Origin of the sequence: Amycolatopsis sp. (assembly GCF_035276945.1) — a bacterium.
In the GTDB taxonomy this organism is placed as follows: Bacteria; Actinomycetota; Actinomycetes; order Mycobacteriales; family Pseudonocardiaceae; genus Amycolatopsis_E.
This window is the reverse complement of the sequence record NZ_DATELF010000094.1, coordinates 16640-33357: the sequence shown is the minus strand read 5'-3', so window position 1 is coordinate 33357 and position 16718 is coordinate 16640. Positions and strand designations below refer to the sequence as shown.

The window sequence follows — 16718 nt, the reverse complement described above, 5'->3', positions numbered from 1 at the left end:
CCGCGTGCTCACCGTGGCGGAGGCGGATCGGGCGCTGGCCGAGCTCGGCGCGGAAAGCGATCGGATGGCCGAGGCACTGGTGGCCATGGATGCGCATCCCGGCCACCAGCTGCTCACCGCCGGGACCCTGACCGGCTTGACCCAGCGCCGCTGGACCGAAGCGAGCGTCGCGATGAGCGTGCTGTGGGAGCGGTTCGGCGCGCACCGGGCGGTGCTCGACCAGGCCAGGGAGGTGCGGGCGCGCAGGACACGGCCCGGTGAGGACGAGTTGACCGAGTTGACCAGGCTGCTGACCGAGCCGGTGGTGGAGCTGCGCGCGGAGCGATTGCCGCTCGAACGCCGTGGCCTCACCGGCCCCGCCACGGTGGTCGAGCGGGCCACCCTGACCGATCTCGTCGCGAGGATGAAGGCCTCGTACGCGATGGTCACCGAAGTGCTCGCGGCGGCGGAAAAGGCCTGGCACACCACGGTCGAGCAGCTCGACCCGCTGGACACCGAACTGCGCGCGGCCTCGTCGCTCGCCGGGTCGCTGGGGGTGGCGGAGCCCGAACTGGACCGGATCGCCGAAGATCTGGCGCGGGTGCGGCGGCTGGCCGTCGCCGACCCGCTCGCCGCCGCAGGCCCGCCCGAAAGCCTTTCCGCCCGGATCGCCACGATCCGGGGGGAGCTGAAAAGGCTTGCCGCGGCACGGGACGCGCTCGACGAACGGCTCGGCAGGCTCGCGTCGCTGATCGGGGAGGTCGCCGGAATCGGCACCGAGACCAGGGCCGCGCACGCGATCGTCCTGGAGAAGATCGCCTCACCAGGCGTGCCGCCGTTGACCGATCCGGTGCCGGCGCTGCGCGCGAGACTTGCCGGGCTGCCCGAGTTGACCGGCCGGTGGCGTGATCTCGCGGCGGCACTCGAAAACCTGGAGCGTGACGCGGGCACCGCGCTCGCCGAGGCCCGGGACCACCGCGATCTGGTCACGGGCCTGCTCGATCGGCGCCTCGAATTGCGGGGACGGCTGGACGCCTACCGCGCGAAGGCGAAACATCTGGGGTACGCCGAAGATCTCGAGTTGGCCGCGCTGCACCGCGAGGCCCGCGAACTGCTGTACACGGTTCCGTGCGACCTGCGGGTGGCTACCCGGGCGGTGAAGCGGTACCAGGACGCTTTGCGGAGGGTGGAGAGATGAGGACCTGCCCGCGCACCGGGTGCGACGGTGTGATCGACGAGGACGGCTTCTGCGACACCTGCGGTCTGGCCGCTCCTGCGCCGGTCACGGCGGCCACCGTCTCGTCGTCGAGCGGGCCGTCCACGAGCACCAGCACCGGTCCGGTCACGTCGACGTCGTGGAGCGCGCCGATCGCCGGTTCCGAGCCCACCCGGTCGTCGCGCGGATCCACCCGGTCGTCCGGCCGCACGCCGCTGGGACGCGGGATCGTCGAGGTGCCGAGCGTGCCCCGCCGCGATCCGCGCGAAGCGGTGATGAAAGACCCGAAGGTGCCGGAGAGCAAGCGATTCTGCAGCAACTGCGGCGCCAAGGTGGGCCGAGGGCGGGACGGGAGGCCGGGCCGGTTCGAGGGGTTCTGCGCCAAGTGCGGCCACCGGTTTTCCTTCACCCCCAAGCTCGCGCCCGGTGACCTGGTACAGGGCCAGTACGAGGTGCTGGGCTGTCTCGCGCACGGCGGGCTCGGCTGGATCTACCTCGCGCTCGACCACGCCGTGGCCGACCGGTGGGTGGTGCTCAAGGGCCTGCTCGACTCCGGAGACGCGGACGCGATGGCTGCCGCCGTGGCGGAAAAGCGCTTTCTCGCCCAGGTCGAGCATCCGACGATCGTGCGGATCTTCAACTTCGTCGAGCACGAGGGCACCGGCTACATCGTGATGGAGTACGTTGGCGGCACCTCGCTCAAGGACATGATCAAGCAGAGCCGGGAGCGGGAGGACCCGGCCGCCTGCCTGCCGCTGACGCAGGCGATCGCCTACCTGCTGGAGATCCTGCCCGCGCTGGGTTACCTGCATGCCAACGGCCTGGTCTACTGCGACTTCAAGCCCGACAACGCGATCCAGGTCGAGGAGCAGCTCAAGCTGATCGATCTCGGCGCGGTACGGCACGTCGACGACCAGGACAGCGCGATCTACGGCACGGTCGGCTACCAGGCGCCGGAGATCGGCAGGGAGCTGCCTTCGCCAGCGTCCGATTTGTACACCGTCGGCCGGGCACTGGCCGTGATGACCTTCCCGTTCGACTTCCACACCACCTACCGCGACAGCCTGCCCAGCCCCTCGGTGGTCCCGCTGCTCGCCCAGCACGAGTCGTTCCGCCGGCTGCTGTGCCGGGCCACCCAGCGCGATCCCGCCCAGCGGTTCGGGTCCGTGGAGGAAATGCGGGAACAGCTCGAAGGGGTGTTCCGGGAGGTGGCCGCCGCCGAGGACGGGCAGCCGCGGCCGGGGCCGTCGGTGGAGTTCACCCCGGAACGGCGGAGTTTCGGGGTCGCGGGCGCACCGAGGCTCGCCGAAGTCGCCGTCGCGCTCCCTGTGTCCAAAGTGGACGTGACCGATCCGGGTGCGGTGTATCTGGCTTCAGTGGGCGCGACGGATCCGGCCGCGCTGGCCGAAGAGCTGGCCGCGGCGCCGGTGACCAGCGTCGAGGTCCGGCTGAGACTGGCCAGGGCGCGCATCGGGCTGGGCGACATCTCCGGTGCGCGACAGGAGCTCAACGCCGCGAAGATCGAGCCGGGTGACTGGCGTGTCGAGTGGCACCGCGGACTGGCCGCGCTCGCCGAGGGCCGGCCGCACCAGGCGCGGCAGGCGTTCGAGGCGGTCTACGACCTGGTGCCGGGCGAGACCGCGCCGAAGCTGGCCATCGCGGCCTGCGCCGAAGCCGTGGGCGATCCGACCGGCGCGGACCGGTACTACCGGCTGGTGTGGCGAACCGACCGCGCTTTCATCAGCGCCGCCTTCGGCCTGGCTCGGGCGTTGCTGGCCCGGGGCGAGCGGCGCGAGGCGGTCGACGTGCTCGAATCGGTGCCCGAGACGTCGATCCACTACCTGGCCGCGCAGCTGGCCGCGATCCGGGCGCGGACCGGGGACGGCCGGGCCGACGGACTGTCCGAAGAGGACCTCGTGATCGCCGGAAAGCAGCTCGCCGGCCTGGATCTGGACGAGACCCGCCGGGCCAACGCGGCGCGGGAACTGCTGGAGTCGGCGTTCGGCTGGGTGGCCGGCGGGGGAAGGAACGGGAGGGAGGCGAGCAGGGTGCTGGGGTACCGGCTCGTGGAGGACGACCTGAGGCTCGGGCTGGAGCGCTGCTACCTGACCCTGGCCGGGCAGGCGGCGACGCGCCTGGACCGGATCGCGCTGGTCGACCAGGCCAACCGCATCCGCCCCAAGACGTGGTTCTGATGACGCTCGCGGGATGTCCCGGATGCGGGGAGGCGATCACCCCCGAAGACCGGTTCTGCGAAGGCTGCGGTACCAGCCTCCGGTTCAGCCGGACGCCGGCGGGTGGGCCGCCCTGGCGCGACCGGATGGAGTACGACCTCGGCCCGGTGGCCGGGGTCAGCGACCGCGGTTCCGCGCGCGCCCGCAACGAGGACGCGATGGCGCTGGCCGTGGTGGGCGCGAAACAGGCACCGGAGGCGGTCGTCGCCGTGGTCTGCGACGGTGTCGGGTCGACGGCACACGCCGATGCCGCCGCCCAGGCCGCGGTCGATGCCGCGCTGGACGGCATCGTCGAACACCTGCTGACGGACAGCGATCCCACGGAGGCGACGGTGCACGGCTCCGCCGGCGCCTATGCCTCCGTCGCGGAACTCGCCCGGCCGAGCTCCGCCCGTGCCGATCTCGCGCCGTCGTGCACGTTCGTCTCCGCCGTGGTGACCCCGGGTGGGATCACGGTGGGCTGGATCGGAGACAGCCGGGCGTACTGGGTGTCGGATTCCGGGTCACGCCTGCTCACCACCGACGACGCCGAGCCGGTGGCCGGCGCGCTGACCCGCTGGGTCGGCGCGGACGCCGAACCGGCGCCGCCGCACCTGGTCACGCTCCCGCCCGGCCTGCCCGGCCGGCTTGTGGTGTGCAGCGACGGGTTGTGGAACTACCTGCCCACCGCGGAGATCCTGGCCACCCAGGTGCCCGCCGCGCCCCCGTCGAAGGTCGCCGCGGAGTTGACGGCCGTCGCGCTGCACGCGGGTGGGCGCGACAACATCACGGTCGTGGTGATCCCCTGGCCCCTGGAGGGAGAGAATGCGTAGCCGAAGGCGCGGCAGTCAAGGTGACCACAGAGCGCGCCTTTTTCCGCTGTCGGAGCGGCAGGGCGCCGTTGTCGTTGTGGCGGCCGTGCTCTTCGAAGGGCGCCCTGTCGACACGATCGCGGTCGCGCGCAAATTCGCTGAGGAGCAGCAGTGAGCGAGTTCAAGGTCGACGTCTACCAGAACGAGTACCTGCCGCAAGGCGCCGCCGAGGTCAACGCGATCGTCTCGGTCACCTCGACCGGCGGAGGCACGGCCCGCTCCGCGAGTGGCCCGGCGGCCGAGGTGATCATCGTCGACTGTTCCGGCTCGATGGACTATCCCGGCACCAAGCTGGCCGCCGCGAAACGGGCGACCGCGGCCGCGATCGACACCCTGCGCGACGGGGTTGCCTTCGCCGTCGTCGCGGGCACGGACCTGGCCGAACTCGTTTACCCGCGCAAGTTCGGGATGGTCCCGGCCGGCCCGGAGACCAGGGCGGCGGCCAAGCGGGCGGTGAACCGGTTGCGCGCCGATCGGGGCACGGCGATGGGGGAGTGGCTGCTGCTGGCCTCGAGACTGTTCGCCACCCGGGGGGATGCGCTGCGGCACGCGATCCTGCTGACCGACGGCAAGAACGTGCACGAGACGGCCGGCAAGCTCGACCGGATCCTGCGCCAGGTGTCGGGGCAGTTCGTCTGCGACTGCCGGGGCGTGGGCACCGACTGGGAGGTCAAGGAACTGCGGAAGATCTCCGAAGCGCTGCTCGGCTCGGTGGACATCGTGGCCGAGCCCCAGGACCTCGAAGCCGACTTCCGCGCGATGACCGCCGCCGCGATGGGCAAGGAGGTCGCGGACGTGGCGCTGCGGCTGTGGACCCCGGAGGGCGCGAGGGTCAAGTTCGTCAAGCAGGTCGAACCGTCCCTTGTGGACCTGACCGGGCGGCGCACCGAGTCCGTGCCGCGCAGCGGGGACTACCCGACCGGTTCGTGGGGCGCGGAAAGCCGCGACTACCACGTGAACGTCGAGGTCGAGCCCGCCGGGATCGGGGACAAGATGCTGGCGGCGCGGGCGAGCATGGTCGTGCCCGCCACCGGTGAGGTGCTCGGCAAGGGACAGGTGATCGCGATCTGGACCGACGACACCGAACTGTCCACCAGGATCAGTCCCGAGGTGGCGCACTACACCGGACAAGCCGAACTGGCCGGCGCCATCGAGGAGGGGCTGGCCGCGCAGAAAGCCGGAGACATCGAAAGGGCCACCGCGAAACTCGGCCGCGCGGTCGCGCTCGCGCACTCGTCCGGGCACGAGGACACCGCGAAGCTGCTGGCCAAGGTCGTCGAGGTGGTCGACCCGGCGCGCGGCACGATCCGGCTGAAGCGGGCCGTCAGCGCGGTGGACGCGATGACCCTGGAGAGCCGGTCGCAGGTGACCAAGCGGGTCGGTCGGGCGACGGAAGAAGGGCACTGATGCCCACCTGTGCCCAGGGCCACGGCTCGGCCGACGAGGAGTTCTGCGACGTGTGCGGGCTGGCGTTCGGCACCCCCGCCGCGTCCCCGGTGCCCACGGTGGCCGAGCCCGAACCGGCCGACCGCGAGTGCCCCGCGTGCGGAGCGCCGCTGTCGGGCCGGTTCTGCGAGGACTGCGGCGCCGACTCGCTGACCGCCTCACCCCCGAACCCGGCCGTGGCCACGGAATCACCCGCACCGCCCGAGGCCGTCGAGTCCACCGCGTCCGCCGAGCCGGTGACGTGGTCCGTCGTGGTGTCGGCGGATCGCCGGTACTACAACAGCGTGTGCGCCGAGGGCGGCCCGGACGCCGGCGCGATCGGCTTCCCGCCCTTCTGCCCGGAGCGGCGGTTCGTGCTGGCAGGCGAGCAGGTCACGATCGGCCGCCGCAGCCGCACCCGGGGCATCGAGCCGGACATCGACCTCACCGGTCCGCCCGAGGACCCCGGCGTGTCCCGCCTGCACGCGCTGCTCGTCGCGGACGCGACCGGATGGTCCATTGTGGATATGAACTCGGCGAACGGGACCTACGTCAACTACACTCGCGAAAGCCTCAAGCCGAACACGCCCCGGCCGCTCGCCAACGGTGATTGCATCCACGTCGGTGCGTGGACCACCATCACCGTCCACGGATCGTGAGAAACACAAAGGTGGGCAGCGATACTGGCGCCGCACCGGCAGGTCGACGTGACGGCCCGGCACGCAACCGGCCTCGGCCTCACCGCCTACGTGGTCACCGACCGCGTGGCGGCGGTCCACGAGACCGCCCACCTGGCTTCGCCGGTGAACCTGGGACCCACCACGGCGCGGCGGAAAGCGCCGGCCCGGCTCAGCGCGTGATGCCGGTGTGCCCCAGGGAGTAGTGGCCCGGCTGCGGCCACACGCACAGCCCGTGCGGCTGGTTGCCCACCGGGATCTTCCCGATCAGCGAACCGTCCTTTGTGGATAGCACGTAGACCGCCCGGTCGTACCGGCCGGACAGCCACAGTTGTGCGCCGTCCGCGGTCACGTTGCCCATGTCCGGGCTGCCGCCACCCGGAATCATCCACTTCGTGACGATTTCGCCGGTGTAGGCGTCGAGCACGCTCACGCTGCCTTCGTGCCGGTTGGTCACGTAAAGCTGCCGCGCGTCCCGTGACAGGTAGAGCCCGTGGGCGCCCATCCCGGTGGGGATGAACCGCAGCACCTTCGTCGCGGCGCCGTCGAGCACCCATACCCCGTCGGCGTCGGAGTCGGCGATGTAGTACACGGAACCGTCCGGTGCCAGCTTGATGTCCTGCGGGCCCATGTGGGTGTGCCGCTGCGGCATCGGGACCAGCCGCAGCACCTTGTGCGACGGGACGTCGACCACCGCGACCTGCCCGGCGAACTCGCAGGTGAACACCGCGGTGGTGCCGTCGGGGGAGAAGTCGGCGTGGTCGATCCCGGCGCAGCCGGGCACCGGGGTGACGTCGCGTCGCGCCCAGGTGTGCGGGTCGTACCAGACCAGCTGGCGCCGCGCTTCGGCCACCGAGATCGCGTACTGCCCGTCGAGCGTGAAGTACATGTTGTACGGGTCCGTGACGGGAATCTCGGGGCCCGGCTGACCGGTCTTCGGATCGAACGGCACCAGGTGGTTTTTCAGGTCGTCGGTGGCGTACAGGGTGTTCATGTCCCAGGACGGCACCACGTGCTGGATTTCCTTGCCCGCGGGGTACTTCGCGACCACGGCGAAGGTGGCCGGGTCGATCACCCACACATCCCCGGAACCGGTGTGCGGCACGTAGACCAGTTGCTTGGCGGCCTTCGCGGTGGCGCTGAGCATGTCCGCGCCCGCGTCGGCGTAGATGTTGTGTGCGTTGGCCGCGGCGGGGTTCCCGTCCACGGTCGCCGGCGCGGGAGCCGGTGTACCGGCGGCCGGCGGGGTCGCGGGCGGGGTGGACGAGCACGCGGCGAGCGCGGCGACGGCCAGCAGGGCCAGGACGAGGCACGGATTTCTCACGGGGATCTCTCTCGGGGATTCGGGGGTGATCAGGCGAAAAGCTGAGACGCGGTGACCGGCCGCAGCCCCCGGCCGGCGAGGTCGGCGAGCACGCCGGGGAGCGCGGCGACGGTGCCGGGATGGCCGAGGTGCATGCTCACGACGCTGCCCGCCCTGGCTGTCGCGACCGCCTTGCGGATCCGGTCCGCTCCGGCGTCCTGCCAGTCCAGGGAATCGACGTCGTAGGACAGCACCTGGGAATAGCCGGCCTTGGCCGCCTCGGCGAGTTCGGCCGGCGTAGCGTACTGGCCCTGGGACGGGCGGAAGAACGTGCCCGGTGTGCCGAGAACCGCGTCGAGCCGGTCGCGGCACTTTTCGATCTCGGTGAGCATCGGGCCCTCGGTCATGCCGGCCAGATCGCCGTGACTCCACGTGTGGTTGCCGACCTCGTGCCCGCCGTCGCGCACCATCCGGACGCCGTCCGGGGTGGCGGCCACCCAGGTGCCGACCGCGAGCACGGTGACCCGCGCGCCGTGCCGGGCCAGCACGTCGAGAACCCGCCGCGTGATCGACAGCTCGCCCGCGCCGTGGAAGGTCAGTGCGATCTCGGGGCGGCCGGACTCCGCGCGGACGAGCTGGGTCGCCGGCCCGGACGGCCCGGACGGCGCCGTCCGGGCCGACGTCGAGGTCACCGCCGGGCTGTTGGGGGCGCTGGGCGGTGCCGGGGCGGGGGATGGTGGGGTCTCGCATCCCGCCAGCACGGTCGCGCCCAGGCCGAGCCCGAATCCCAGCACCGACCGGCGGTGGATCCTGCGGTTCACGGCAGCAGACGTTAGAGCACGCGGATTTCCCCGAACGGGTCAAGTCACCCTATGGGCTCGAGACGAGCAGGCAAAGCCCCGCCACCACGCCGGTCAGGAAATACCACGCGTCGCCGAGCGCCGCCGCCGCCACGATGCCGAGCACGGTGACGCCGATGGCGAACGGCATTCTCAGCCGGTCCTGGGTCTCGTCCACCCTCCCATCGTCCCGCCAGTTCCCGCCGAGGGAAAGGGCATCAGGCGAGGTGGACGCGGACGGGCAGCGACGCCAAGGTGCGGAGCGTGTCGTTGTGGTGACGGCGAGGTGGCCAGGTCAGCTCCCAGCGGCCGACCCGGCGGGCGAGGGCCGACGGCAGCGCCTCGGCCTCCCGCCGTGCGACGTGCTGTCCGGCGCGCTGGTGCAGGCCCATGCCGAAGCCCGGAGGACCGGCTCGTCCGGGATGAACGCTTCGAAGATCCGCACCGTGCGCGACAACACTGATTCGCCGGTGGCCCACCGCGCCATGGCACCGAGTGTGCCTTTACGGCCGGCCTGTCCTGCGCGGGATGTGTCGTGCGGGCGTCTGGCGGGTAGCCGAGCGAGAGGAGCGAAATGCCCGAATCAAGGAGGTCGAAGGTCATGGCTACCGTGACCGAATCCGTGGATGTGCACGTGCCGATTTCGACGGCTTACAACCAGTGGACCCAGTTCGAGTCCTTTCCGAAGTTCATGAGCGGAGTGGAGTCGATACGGCAGATCGACGACACGCACACGCACTGGACCACGTCGATCGCCGGCGTGAAGCGGGAATTCGACGCGGAAATCACCGAGCAGCACCCCGATGAGCGGGTGGCCTGGAAGAGCACGGACGGCACGACGCACGCGGGCGTGGTGACGTTCCACCGGCTGGACGACGCGACGACGCGGGTCACGGCCCAGCTCGACTGGGAGCCCGAGGGGCTGGTGGAGAAGGCCGGCGCGATCATCGGTGTCGACGACCGGCAGATCAAGAACGACATGCGGCGGTTCCAGCAGTTCATCGAGGAGCGGGGCCACGAGACCGGTGGCTGGCGCGGCGACGTGGACCGCCCGTGAGCGGTGGCCGCGCGTCGTGCCTGGCGTGCCCCGTGCCGGTTCGCCCGGCGTGCCAACCCCGTCGACCCGCACCTCCAGCGGGTCGACGGGATCGCGCTGACAGCGTGGCGCGCCGCCGCAGCGCTACCGGCAGTGCTCACGGGTTTCGCTGGCGCGACAAGATTTCCTCGTTGATCCACGGTTTGTCGCTGATTTCGCGGTGAGAATTTTTTCATCCACAATCGACATAGCTCGGAACCTATCGCCGCACAGGGTTCGAGTGGGCGAGTCCGCGCCCTTCGGCCTAGAGAATCCATTCGTTGAGCCCAACCCGTTCGGCGCAGCGTGAACCACGCATCAGCCGATCGAGGGGCGCCGATCTCCCCTTATGGGCTACAGCCGCACCGTGGTCAGTCGCCCGCCGGGCACCCCCATGGTCCGGAACACGCGAAGGGCCAGCCCCGCGGTCCGCACCAGCGTGGGCGACTCGGCGACCAGGATCAGCGCACCGTCGGGGCCGCTGCCGTCGAGCGCTCGCCGGACCAGCGGAAGGACGGCACGCTTCGTCGTCCGCGACCACCTCGCACTGCCAGCTCACGATATCCACCCATGCCGTCGCGGCTTCCCGTTCGCAGGCCGCGACCAGTTCGGCGATCCCCGCCCGGCCCGTCCCATGCCGTCCGGCAGAAGGCGACGTGCAGGGGCGGATCATGCTGACTCCCGTCGTTGGGGTATGGACGCCAGCCGCGAACAGACGTGGGCGCGTTTCTCTCCGGGTAACTACTTGATCTTACCGGCCCCCGGGAGGGGGTGGGAAATTTTCGGAAACTTCTGGTGTGAACCAATTTCTTACCTGGATGGGGTCCACTGTGGACTTATCGTGACAGCTTGCCCCCGCCCTTCTTTGAGACCTTCTGCTTGAAATTTCAGGACGTCGGTGCCGGCCGCGCCAGAGGTCGCGCGGGGGTGTGGCGTGGTGTCAGCTACAACGGAATACGCTTCGTGGCACCGGTGTTGGGGAGCAACGACACGAACCGACAGGAGATGAGATGACGACTGTGACCGAGATCATCCCAGAGGAGCTTCGCGACCTGCTGGAGCGGCCGCTGATCGCCGACCTCGCGACCGTCCGCGAGGACGGCACCCCACAGGTCAACCCGATGTGGTTCGCGTGGGACGGCGAGTTCATCCGCTTCACCCACACCAACTTTCGCCGCAAGTTCCGCAACATCAGGGCGAACCCGGCCGTGGCGGTCTCGATCATCGACCCGGAGAACCCGTACCGGTACCTCGAGGTGCGCGGCGTCGTCGAACGCATCGACCCGGACCCCACGGGCGCGTTCTTCGTCGAACTGGCCAAGCGTTACGACGCTCCGTTCGGCACGAACGCGCCGCCGGACGCCGCCGACCGCGTCATCTTCGTCGTCCGTCCGGCAGCGGTGGGCAAGGGCTGAACCGTCCACATGCGGCCAGCGGGAAGGCGCGCCCGCCGCGCTCATCCCGGAAGAGTTTGCGTGATCCGCCAGAGCCGGCGGGGCAGTACGCCTTCCTCGAACGCGTGGACTTCGCGCAACCGCCACCCTTCGGCGAGGGCGTCGACCAGTTGACGGGAGAAGAAGTGCACGGCGAAACCGCCGCTTTCGTAGATGTCGTCACCGTGGCTGGTGCCGGCGCCGTACTGGGCGTCGCCGGTGTGCCGCACGGTGTAGACGAAGGCGCCGCCGGGCCGGAGTACGCGGCGGACCTCGTCCACCAGCGCGTGGAGTTGCGGAGTGGTCAGCGTCATGCACAGCAGCATGTGGGCGAACACCGCGTCGACGGAGGCATCGGGCAGCGGCGACTGATGGCGAACGTCGTACTCGCCGGTGCTCACCTTGTCGGCCAGCCCCAGGGCGGTGGCCGCCGCACGTAGTTGAGCCAGAGCCGCCGGGCTGAAATCAGTGGCGTGCACGGTGAAGCCGCGGTGGGCGAGGAACAGGGCGTCGCGGCCATGCCCCGCGCCAAGTTCCAGCACGGTGTCCACGCCGGACTCAGCGAACACTTCCGCCGCGTGCACGGCGGCGGAGGACGGCATTGTTCCGTACATGCCGGGGTGCGCGAGGTAGGTGTCCTGCCACTGCTGACGCTGCGCGGCGGACAGTTCGTCGTCGGCCATCGAGGTCATTCCTCGATGGCCGCACCGCCGGCTCGCAGGTGCTCACGGAACGTGAAGGAGGGCACTTGCCCGCGCCGGGCGAGGTAGTCGCCGAATTTCAGCTGGCCGCGCAAGGACACTCCGGAGCGGACCCGTTCGGCTTGGCGGCGCTCGGTGTCGCAGATGGTTTCCGCGAGGGTGAAGAGTTCTCCGGCGCGGGCGGCGGGGACGAAGAGTACGCCGTCGTCGTCGCCGAGGCTCAGGTCACTGCGGCCGACACGCCAATCGCCCACGGTGGCCGAGTTCAGGGCGTCCGGGGGACGGGCGTCGAGCCGTTGCGGGCCTGCCGGGAGGGCGCCCAGGCTGAACACCGGTAGCCCGATCGCGCGGATGTCGGCGGTGTCGCGGTGCAGCCCCCAGATCACGATTCCGGCCAGTCCGGCGGCCTGCGCCTCCAAGACCACGAGGTCGCCGACGCACGCTTCGTCGAGGCGCCCGTCGTTGTCGACCACCAGCACGTCGCCCGGTGTGGCTTCCTCGAAAGCCTCGAGGAAAACGTCGACGCTGCCGGCGTGCCGGGCCGGGAGCACGCGCCCCATCAGCCGGCTCCCGGGCCATACCGGGCGCAGGTGCGCCGGGGCGCAGCGCACCGGTATCTTGGCGCGGATGCACGCGTCCGCCAGGTGGGCCGTGGTCAGGGTGTCGAACCGCTGTTGAAGCTCCTGGTAGTCGATCGTGGTCACAGTGCCAATCTAACCGTGGTACCGGAGCCGGTACCCGTGTCCGTGGCGTCGGTACCTACTTACGTAGTTCGTGGGATGTTCGCCCCGCTTTCCGAGCGGAAGCTGGTTGGTGCAGGAAGGACTGCGAGGTATCGAGATGAATGACCAAGAACTCACCGCATTGCAGCACGTGGCAGACAACGAGGTGCTTTTCCACCGCGGGATGTGGAGCGGCCCGGCGGGTTACCGCTGGCGTGGCCCGGACGGAATCGAGGCCGGCTCGGTCCCGCAATGGGAGACCGAGGTGCTCGATCTGCTCATCTTCCGCGGCATGATCAGGACCGAGCGGCGCCTCGGCCCCCTCGACCGCGAGCTCGCCGTCACCCCCACCGGTGAGGCCGCCCTGGGCCGGCTGGCCGCCGCGGCCTGATCCAGGAGAAACACCGTGCTCGTCCAAGCCCTCACCTTTCCGGTGCGCGTGACCGTCCACCTGATGTTCGCGCTGGCCAACCACTGGCAGGCCACGTCCGAGACGTGCGAACTGGCCACGTGGCCCGATGACGACGAAGCTGCCGACCGCTGAAAAGCGCCGGCGCCGCTGAAGAAGCACCGTAGTCCGTTCGTGTCCACCCGGACGAGTCGATTGGTCCGTCCGGTCTGGACTGTCCACAGTGGGCGCGGCGAGACTCGATGTCACGACGGGAGGGGTGGACATCGAGTCTGACAGGTGGTGCTGTTTTGGCGAAAAAGGCGAAGAGTGTTGGTGACGGTGGCCTGACCCCCCAAGAGGCCACGCTGATGGCCTCCGGCGGGCAGCTCGGCGCCGCGATCCGTGTTTCGGCGCACGAAGCCGGCGGCGAGCGACCGCACAAGATCGTCAAGCAGGTGCTCGAACTGCACGTCTGCATGGGGCTCAATGCCTGTGTCGGGCATGACGTCAACGTCGACAGGACCCGGATCGCCGGCGCCGGCCAGTGCGCGACGGCGCTCCACGTGTGCCACGGCGACAACGAGTGCCGGGGCCAGGGCGGCTGCGGCTATCTCGGCGACGAGTACGAGCAGGCCATTCCCGGCGAACAGTCCTGCTGCCAGAACGGCAGTTGCGGCAGCCCGATCAACGAGAGCCGGGTCGCCTCCGCGGGCCCGTTCAAGGGCACGGGGGTCTGGAAGCTCGCGCGGAAACGCTTCGAGCAGCGCATGTGGCGGGCCGGTCTCCCGTTCGGCGAGCCGCCGGGGGAGGGCTACCCCGACGACCTGGTCCCGCCGTTCGAAACGAAACGGGAAATACCGGGAGACCCGGTGCCCGCCCCGCGGGGCGCTCAGCAGGATCCGCTGCCCGAGTACCGGGGAAGGGCCTGATGACGGCGGACCGGCTCGGCCTTCCCCATCTCGGCTTCGGCGCCGGGCTGCGCTCCTGCCACTTCTCGCACATCCTCACCCACCGGCCCCCGGTCGGCTTCTTCGAGATCATCACCGAGAACTTCCTCGGCCACGGCGGCTATGCCCGGCACGTGCTGACCGAAATCGCGGCCGCCTACCCGGTGGTCATGCACGGGGTTTCGCTGTCGATCGGCAGCACCGATCCCTTGGACCTGGACTACCTCTCGGCGCTACGAAGGCTGGCCGACGGCATCGGCGCGGAATGGGTGTCCGACCATGTCTGCTGGACCGGGGTGCGCGGCCTCAACACGCACGACCTGCTGCCGTTGCCGCTGACCGAGGACGCGCTGCGGCATGTCGTGGCCAGGATCCGCGTCGTGCAGGACCTCCTGGAACGGCCCCTGGTGCTGGAAAACCCGAGTACGTACCTCGGTTTCACGGCGTCGACCATGCCGGAGTGGGAGTTCTTGAGCCGGATGGCCGAGGACGCCGACTGCGGCCTGCTGCTGGACGTCAACAACGTCTACGTCTCGGCCCGCAACCACGACTTCGATCCCCGTGCCTATGTCAGCGCGCTCCCCGCGGAACGAGTCGTGCAACTGCACCTCGCGGGCCACACCGACCGGGGCACCGACGTCATCGACACCCATGACCGGCCGGTCGCCGACCCGGTGTGGGAACTGTACGGGTTCACCACCGCCCTGCTGCCCGAGGTGTCGACGCTGCTGGAATGGGACGAGCACATCCCGCCGTTCGACGATCTGCTGGCCGAACTGGAGAAGGCCCGCCGCTACGCGGCGGCCCGGTGCCATGCGGGGTGAGCTGGCCCGGCAGCAGGAATGGCTGCAGGCGGCGATCCTCTGGTCCGCGGACACGGCCGAGGCCGGGACCGTGATCACTCCGTCCGCGGCGCTGAGCGCGTCCGCCCGGCTCGCGATCTACCAGCACGGTTACCGATCGCGGTTGCTGCACTGCATGCGGGCGCACTACCCGGTGCTGTGCCACCTGCTCGGCCGTGACCTGTTCGACGCCTTCACGCTGGACTACCTGCGGGCCAACCCGTCCCACAGCCGGAGCCTGGACTCCTTCGGCGCGCGCTTCGCCGATCACCTCCAGGCGACCCGCCCGGACCCCGGCCCGGACTGGTCTGACCTGATGGTCGACATCGCCCGGCTGGAGCGGGCGTTCGCCGAAGTGAACACCGGCCCGGGAATCGAAGGCGAGGAGCGGGCGGTCGTGCCCCGCTCCGGATGGCTGGACGCGGTCGTCCTACCGGCGCCGTGTCTCCGGCTGCTTACCTTGGATTTCCCGGCGCACCACTACCTCACCGCCGTGCGGCGCGGTGACCACTCGTACCCGCTGCCCCGGCGGGCACGGACTCATCTCGTGCTGTTCCGCGACGAATACCTGGTCACGGCGACCGAGCTGGACCCGTCGCGGTGGCGGCTACTGGCCGCGCTCGTCGCGGGGAACGACCCGAGGACGGCCGCGCGGCTGACCGGAACGAACGGCGAGAACGCCGTCGACTACCTGCGGGAGTGGGCTGCGCGCCGGTTCGTCGCGATCGATCTGCCGGGTCCGGTGGGAGCCGGAGCGGATCTCGAAAACTGGAAGGAGCCCCGTCCGTGACCACGATCCAGGCATCGGCACACCTGCCCCTGGTCCCGATCAGAGCCGACGAACCGATCGACACCGTCGAAAAGCTGTACTCCCACCTGTATCTGGCGGCGAAGCTGGAACTGTCGACGATTCCCCTCTACCTCTACGCGGGCTATTCCATCAAGACGCAGAACGCGTCGCAGTGGGCGCCTGGGCCCGGGGCCTTCCGGCTGATCAAGAGCATCGTCATCGAAGAGATGCTGCACCTGTCGCTGGCCCGGAACCTGATCATCGCCATCGGCTACGGCGACAGCGTCCCGTTCTGCGATCCGCTGTTCGTGCCCGCCTATCCCGGTGACATGCTCAACCGGATCCCGAAACTCCAGCTCCGGCTCGCCCCGCTGACCCGGGAACTGGTGCGGGACGTGTTCATGGAATTCGAACTGCCCGCCAAGGCCGACGCCGCACCGGAATCCGAGGAGTACCACACGATCGGCCAGTTCTACCAAGCGATCCACGACGGGTTCGGAAACCTGTGCGGGGCCGGCAAGGCCAACCCCTGGGGCGATCCGGACCGGACCCGGGAACTGTTCAAGAGCAACCGGCCGGACCTGCAGTACGTGAGCGCCTACTGGAACCAGGGCGGGGGAGGGGAGCCGCAACTGGTCCACGACCTGCGCAGCGCGCTGACCGCGATCAACACCATCGTCGAGCAGGGCGAGGGCATGAATCCCGACCTGCAGAAGGTGCCCCTGCGCCCGGAAGCTCCCCAGCCCGGCCAGTTCGAGGAACCGCACTACCAAAAGTTCCAGCGGATCGCCCGTGGCTGGGAACCCATCGGCGAGGTCTACCCGGTGCCTGAGAACCCCAGGGTCGAGGACTATCCCGCCGGCCCCGTGCGTGACCTGGGTCTGTTGTGCAACGCCGCCTACACCTACGTGCTCCGCCTGCTCGACGAGGTGTACAGCAGTTCCTGGGAGGATGTCGACGGCGGCAGGACGAGCAGGCGGTACGGCCTGGAACGCAAGTTCATCGCGGCGATGCAGGGCCTGCTGTTCGGGGTGGTGAACCAGCTCGTGCGGGTCCCGATCGACAAGGGCACGTACAAGGGCTGCCACGCGGCGCCGACCTTCGAGTTCTACGACGGATTTCCCGAAGGCGAGCCGATGACCGATCATCTGCGGGAGCTGTGCGACAAGGTCGTGCCGCACTTCCCCGGGCTCGGCGGCGACAACAGCGTGCTGTGGCTGATCGGGAAGATGCCGCCGTTGACTTTGGCACGTCCATACGCCTGAGGGTGCTCGCGGCATTACGGTCTCTGGT

Annotated in this window: 20 protein-coding genes; 14 read left to right on the top strand and 6 right to left on the bottom strand. The window is 70.0% G+C overall.

Going from position 1 to position 16718, the window contains the following annotated elements:
- Nucleotides 1-4: 4 nt before the first annotated feature.
- The 6 genes from VJT49_RS15610 to VJT49_RS15585 all read left to right on the top strand — a co-directional run bounded on the left by VJT49_RS15610 (nt 5) and on the right by VJT49_RS15585 (nt 6565).
- Complete coding sequence (locus tag VJT49_RS15610) at nt 5-1177, top strand: hypothetical protein (RefSeq protein ID WP_324165536.1); 1173 nt, start codon at nt 5-7, stop codon at nt 1175-1177.
- A complete protein-coding gene (locus VJT49_RS15605; RefSeq protein ID WP_324165535.1) occupies nt 1174-3390 on the top strand; it encodes a tetratricopeptide repeat protein in 2217 nt (738 codons plus the stop codon). The genes VJT49_RS15610 and VJT49_RS15605 overlap by 4 nt, the downstream gene beginning before the upstream one ends.
- Entirely contained in the window at nt 3390-4241 is an 852-nt protein-coding gene (locus VJT49_RS15600; protein WP_324165534.1) for a PP2C family serine/threonine-protein phosphatase, read from the top strand. The genes VJT49_RS15605 and VJT49_RS15600 overlap by 1 nt, the downstream gene beginning before the upstream one ends.
- 150 nt (nt 4242-4391) lie before the next feature.
- Nucleotides 4392-5687, top strand: a complete 1296-nt coding sequence (locus tag VJT49_RS15595; RefSeq protein WP_324165533.1) for a vWA domain-containing protein — start codon at nt 4392-4394, stop codon at nt 5685-5687.
- Nucleotides 5687-6364, top strand: a complete 678-nt coding sequence (locus VJT49_RS15590; RefSeq protein WP_324165532.1) for an FHA domain-containing protein — start codon at nt 5687-5689, stop codon at nt 6362-6364. The genes VJT49_RS15595 and VJT49_RS15590 overlap by 1 nt, the downstream gene beginning before the upstream one ends.
- 48 nt (nt 6365-6412) lie before the next feature.
- A complete protein-coding gene (locus VJT49_RS15585) occupies nt 6413-6565 on the top strand; it encodes a hypothetical protein (RefSeq protein ID WP_324165531.1) in 153 nt (50 codons plus the stop codon).
- Here the strand turns inward: VJT49_RS15585 and VJT49_RS15580 are convergent.
- Genes VJT49_RS15580 through VJT49_RS15565 form a run of 4 tightly spaced genes read right to left on the bottom strand, consistent with a single transcriptional unit; the run spans nt 6555 to nt 8916 of the window.
- Entirely contained in the window at nt 6555-7706 is a 1152-nt protein-coding gene (locus VJT49_RS15580; RefSeq protein WP_324165530.1) for a YncE family protein, read from the bottom strand. The genes VJT49_RS15585 and VJT49_RS15580 overlap by 11 nt on opposite strands.
- Nucleotides 7707-7735: 29 nt before the next feature.
- Complete coding sequence (locus VJT49_RS15575; protein WP_324165529.1) at nt 7736-8506, bottom strand: polysaccharide deacetylase family protein; 771 nt, start codon at nt 8504-8506, stop codon at nt 7736-7738.
- A 49-nt stretch (nt 8507-8555) separates the two neighbouring features.
- Nucleotides 8556-8702: a hypothetical protein gene (locus VJT49_RS15570; RefSeq protein WP_324165528.1), complete on the bottom strand. Its 147-nt coding sequence runs from the start codon at nt 8700-8702 to the stop codon at nt 8556-8558.
- A 40-nt stretch (nt 8703-8742) separates the two neighbouring features.
- On the bottom strand, nt 8743-8916 hold the full coding sequence (locus VJT49_RS15565; RefSeq protein WP_324165527.1) for a hypothetical protein: 174 nt from the start codon (nt 8914-8916) through the stop codon (nt 8743-8745).
- A gap of 209 nt (nt 8917-9125) precedes the next feature.
- Here VJT49_RS15565 and VJT49_RS15560 point away from each other — a divergent pair, with 209 nt between their 5' ends.
- Nucleotides 9126-9581 (top strand): SRPBCC family protein, encoded by a 456-nt coding sequence (locus VJT49_RS15560; protein WP_324165526.1) that lies wholly within the window; start codon nt 9126-9128, stop codon nt 9579-9581.
- A 1028-nt stretch (nt 9582-10609) separates the two neighbouring features.
- Nucleotides 10610-11014 (top strand): PPOX class F420-dependent oxidoreductase, encoded by a 405-nt coding sequence (locus VJT49_RS15555; RefSeq protein ID WP_324165525.1) that lies wholly within the window; start codon nt 10610-10612, stop codon nt 11012-11014.
- A 41-nt stretch (nt 11015-11055) separates the two neighbouring features.
- Here VJT49_RS15555 and VJT49_RS15550 read toward each other — a convergent pair whose 3' ends face one another.
- Complete coding sequence (locus VJT49_RS15550; RefSeq protein ID WP_324165524.1) at nt 11056-11715, bottom strand: class I SAM-dependent methyltransferase; 660 nt, start codon at nt 11713-11715, stop codon at nt 11056-11058.
- 5 nt (nt 11716-11720) lie between these two features.
- Nucleotides 11721-12428 carry an RraA family protein gene (locus VJT49_RS15545; protein WP_324165590.1) on the bottom strand — a complete coding sequence of 236 codons (708 nt, stop codon included), beginning with the start codon at nt 12426-12428 and terminating at the stop codon, nt 11721-11723.
- 145 nt (nt 12429-12573) lie between these two features.
- Between VJT49_RS15545 and VJT49_RS15540 the strand changes: the two genes are divergently transcribed.
- The 6 genes from VJT49_RS15540 (at nt 12574) to VJT49_RS15515 (ending at nt 16690) form a co-directional block, all read left to right on the top strand.
- Nucleotides 12574-12846 (top strand): hypothetical protein, encoded by a 273-nt coding sequence (locus tag VJT49_RS15540; RefSeq protein WP_324165523.1) that lies wholly within the window; start codon nt 12574-12576, stop codon nt 12844-12846.
- A gap of 15 nt (nt 12847-12861) precedes the next feature.
- A complete protein-coding gene (locus VJT49_RS15535) occupies nt 12862-12999 on the top strand; it encodes a hypothetical protein (RefSeq protein WP_324165522.1) in 138 nt (45 codons plus the stop codon).
- A gap of 155 nt (nt 13000-13154) precedes the next feature.
- Nucleotides 13155-13775, top strand: a complete 621-nt coding sequence (locus tag VJT49_RS15530; RefSeq protein ID WP_324165521.1) for a hypothetical protein — start codon at nt 13155-13157, stop codon at nt 13773-13775.
- Entirely contained in the window at nt 13775-14617 is an 843-nt protein-coding gene (locus VJT49_RS15525) for a DUF692 domain-containing protein (protein ID WP_324165520.1), read from the top strand. Before VJT49_RS15530 ends, VJT49_RS15525 begins: the two co-directional genes overlap by 1 nt.
- The gene (locus VJT49_RS15520; protein ID WP_324165519.1) at nt 14607-15425 is read left to right on the top strand and encodes a DNA-binding domain-containing protein; all 819 of its coding nucleotides are present in this window, start codon (nt 14607-14609) and stop codon (nt 15423-15425) included. The genes VJT49_RS15525 and VJT49_RS15520 overlap by 11 nt, the downstream gene beginning before the upstream one ends.
- Entirely contained in the window at nt 15422-16690 is a 1269-nt protein-coding gene (locus VJT49_RS15515; RefSeq protein WP_324165518.1) for a ferritin-like protein, read from the top strand. Before VJT49_RS15520 ends, VJT49_RS15515 begins: the two co-directional genes overlap by 4 nt.
- Nucleotides 16691-16718: the final 28 nt, after the last annotated feature.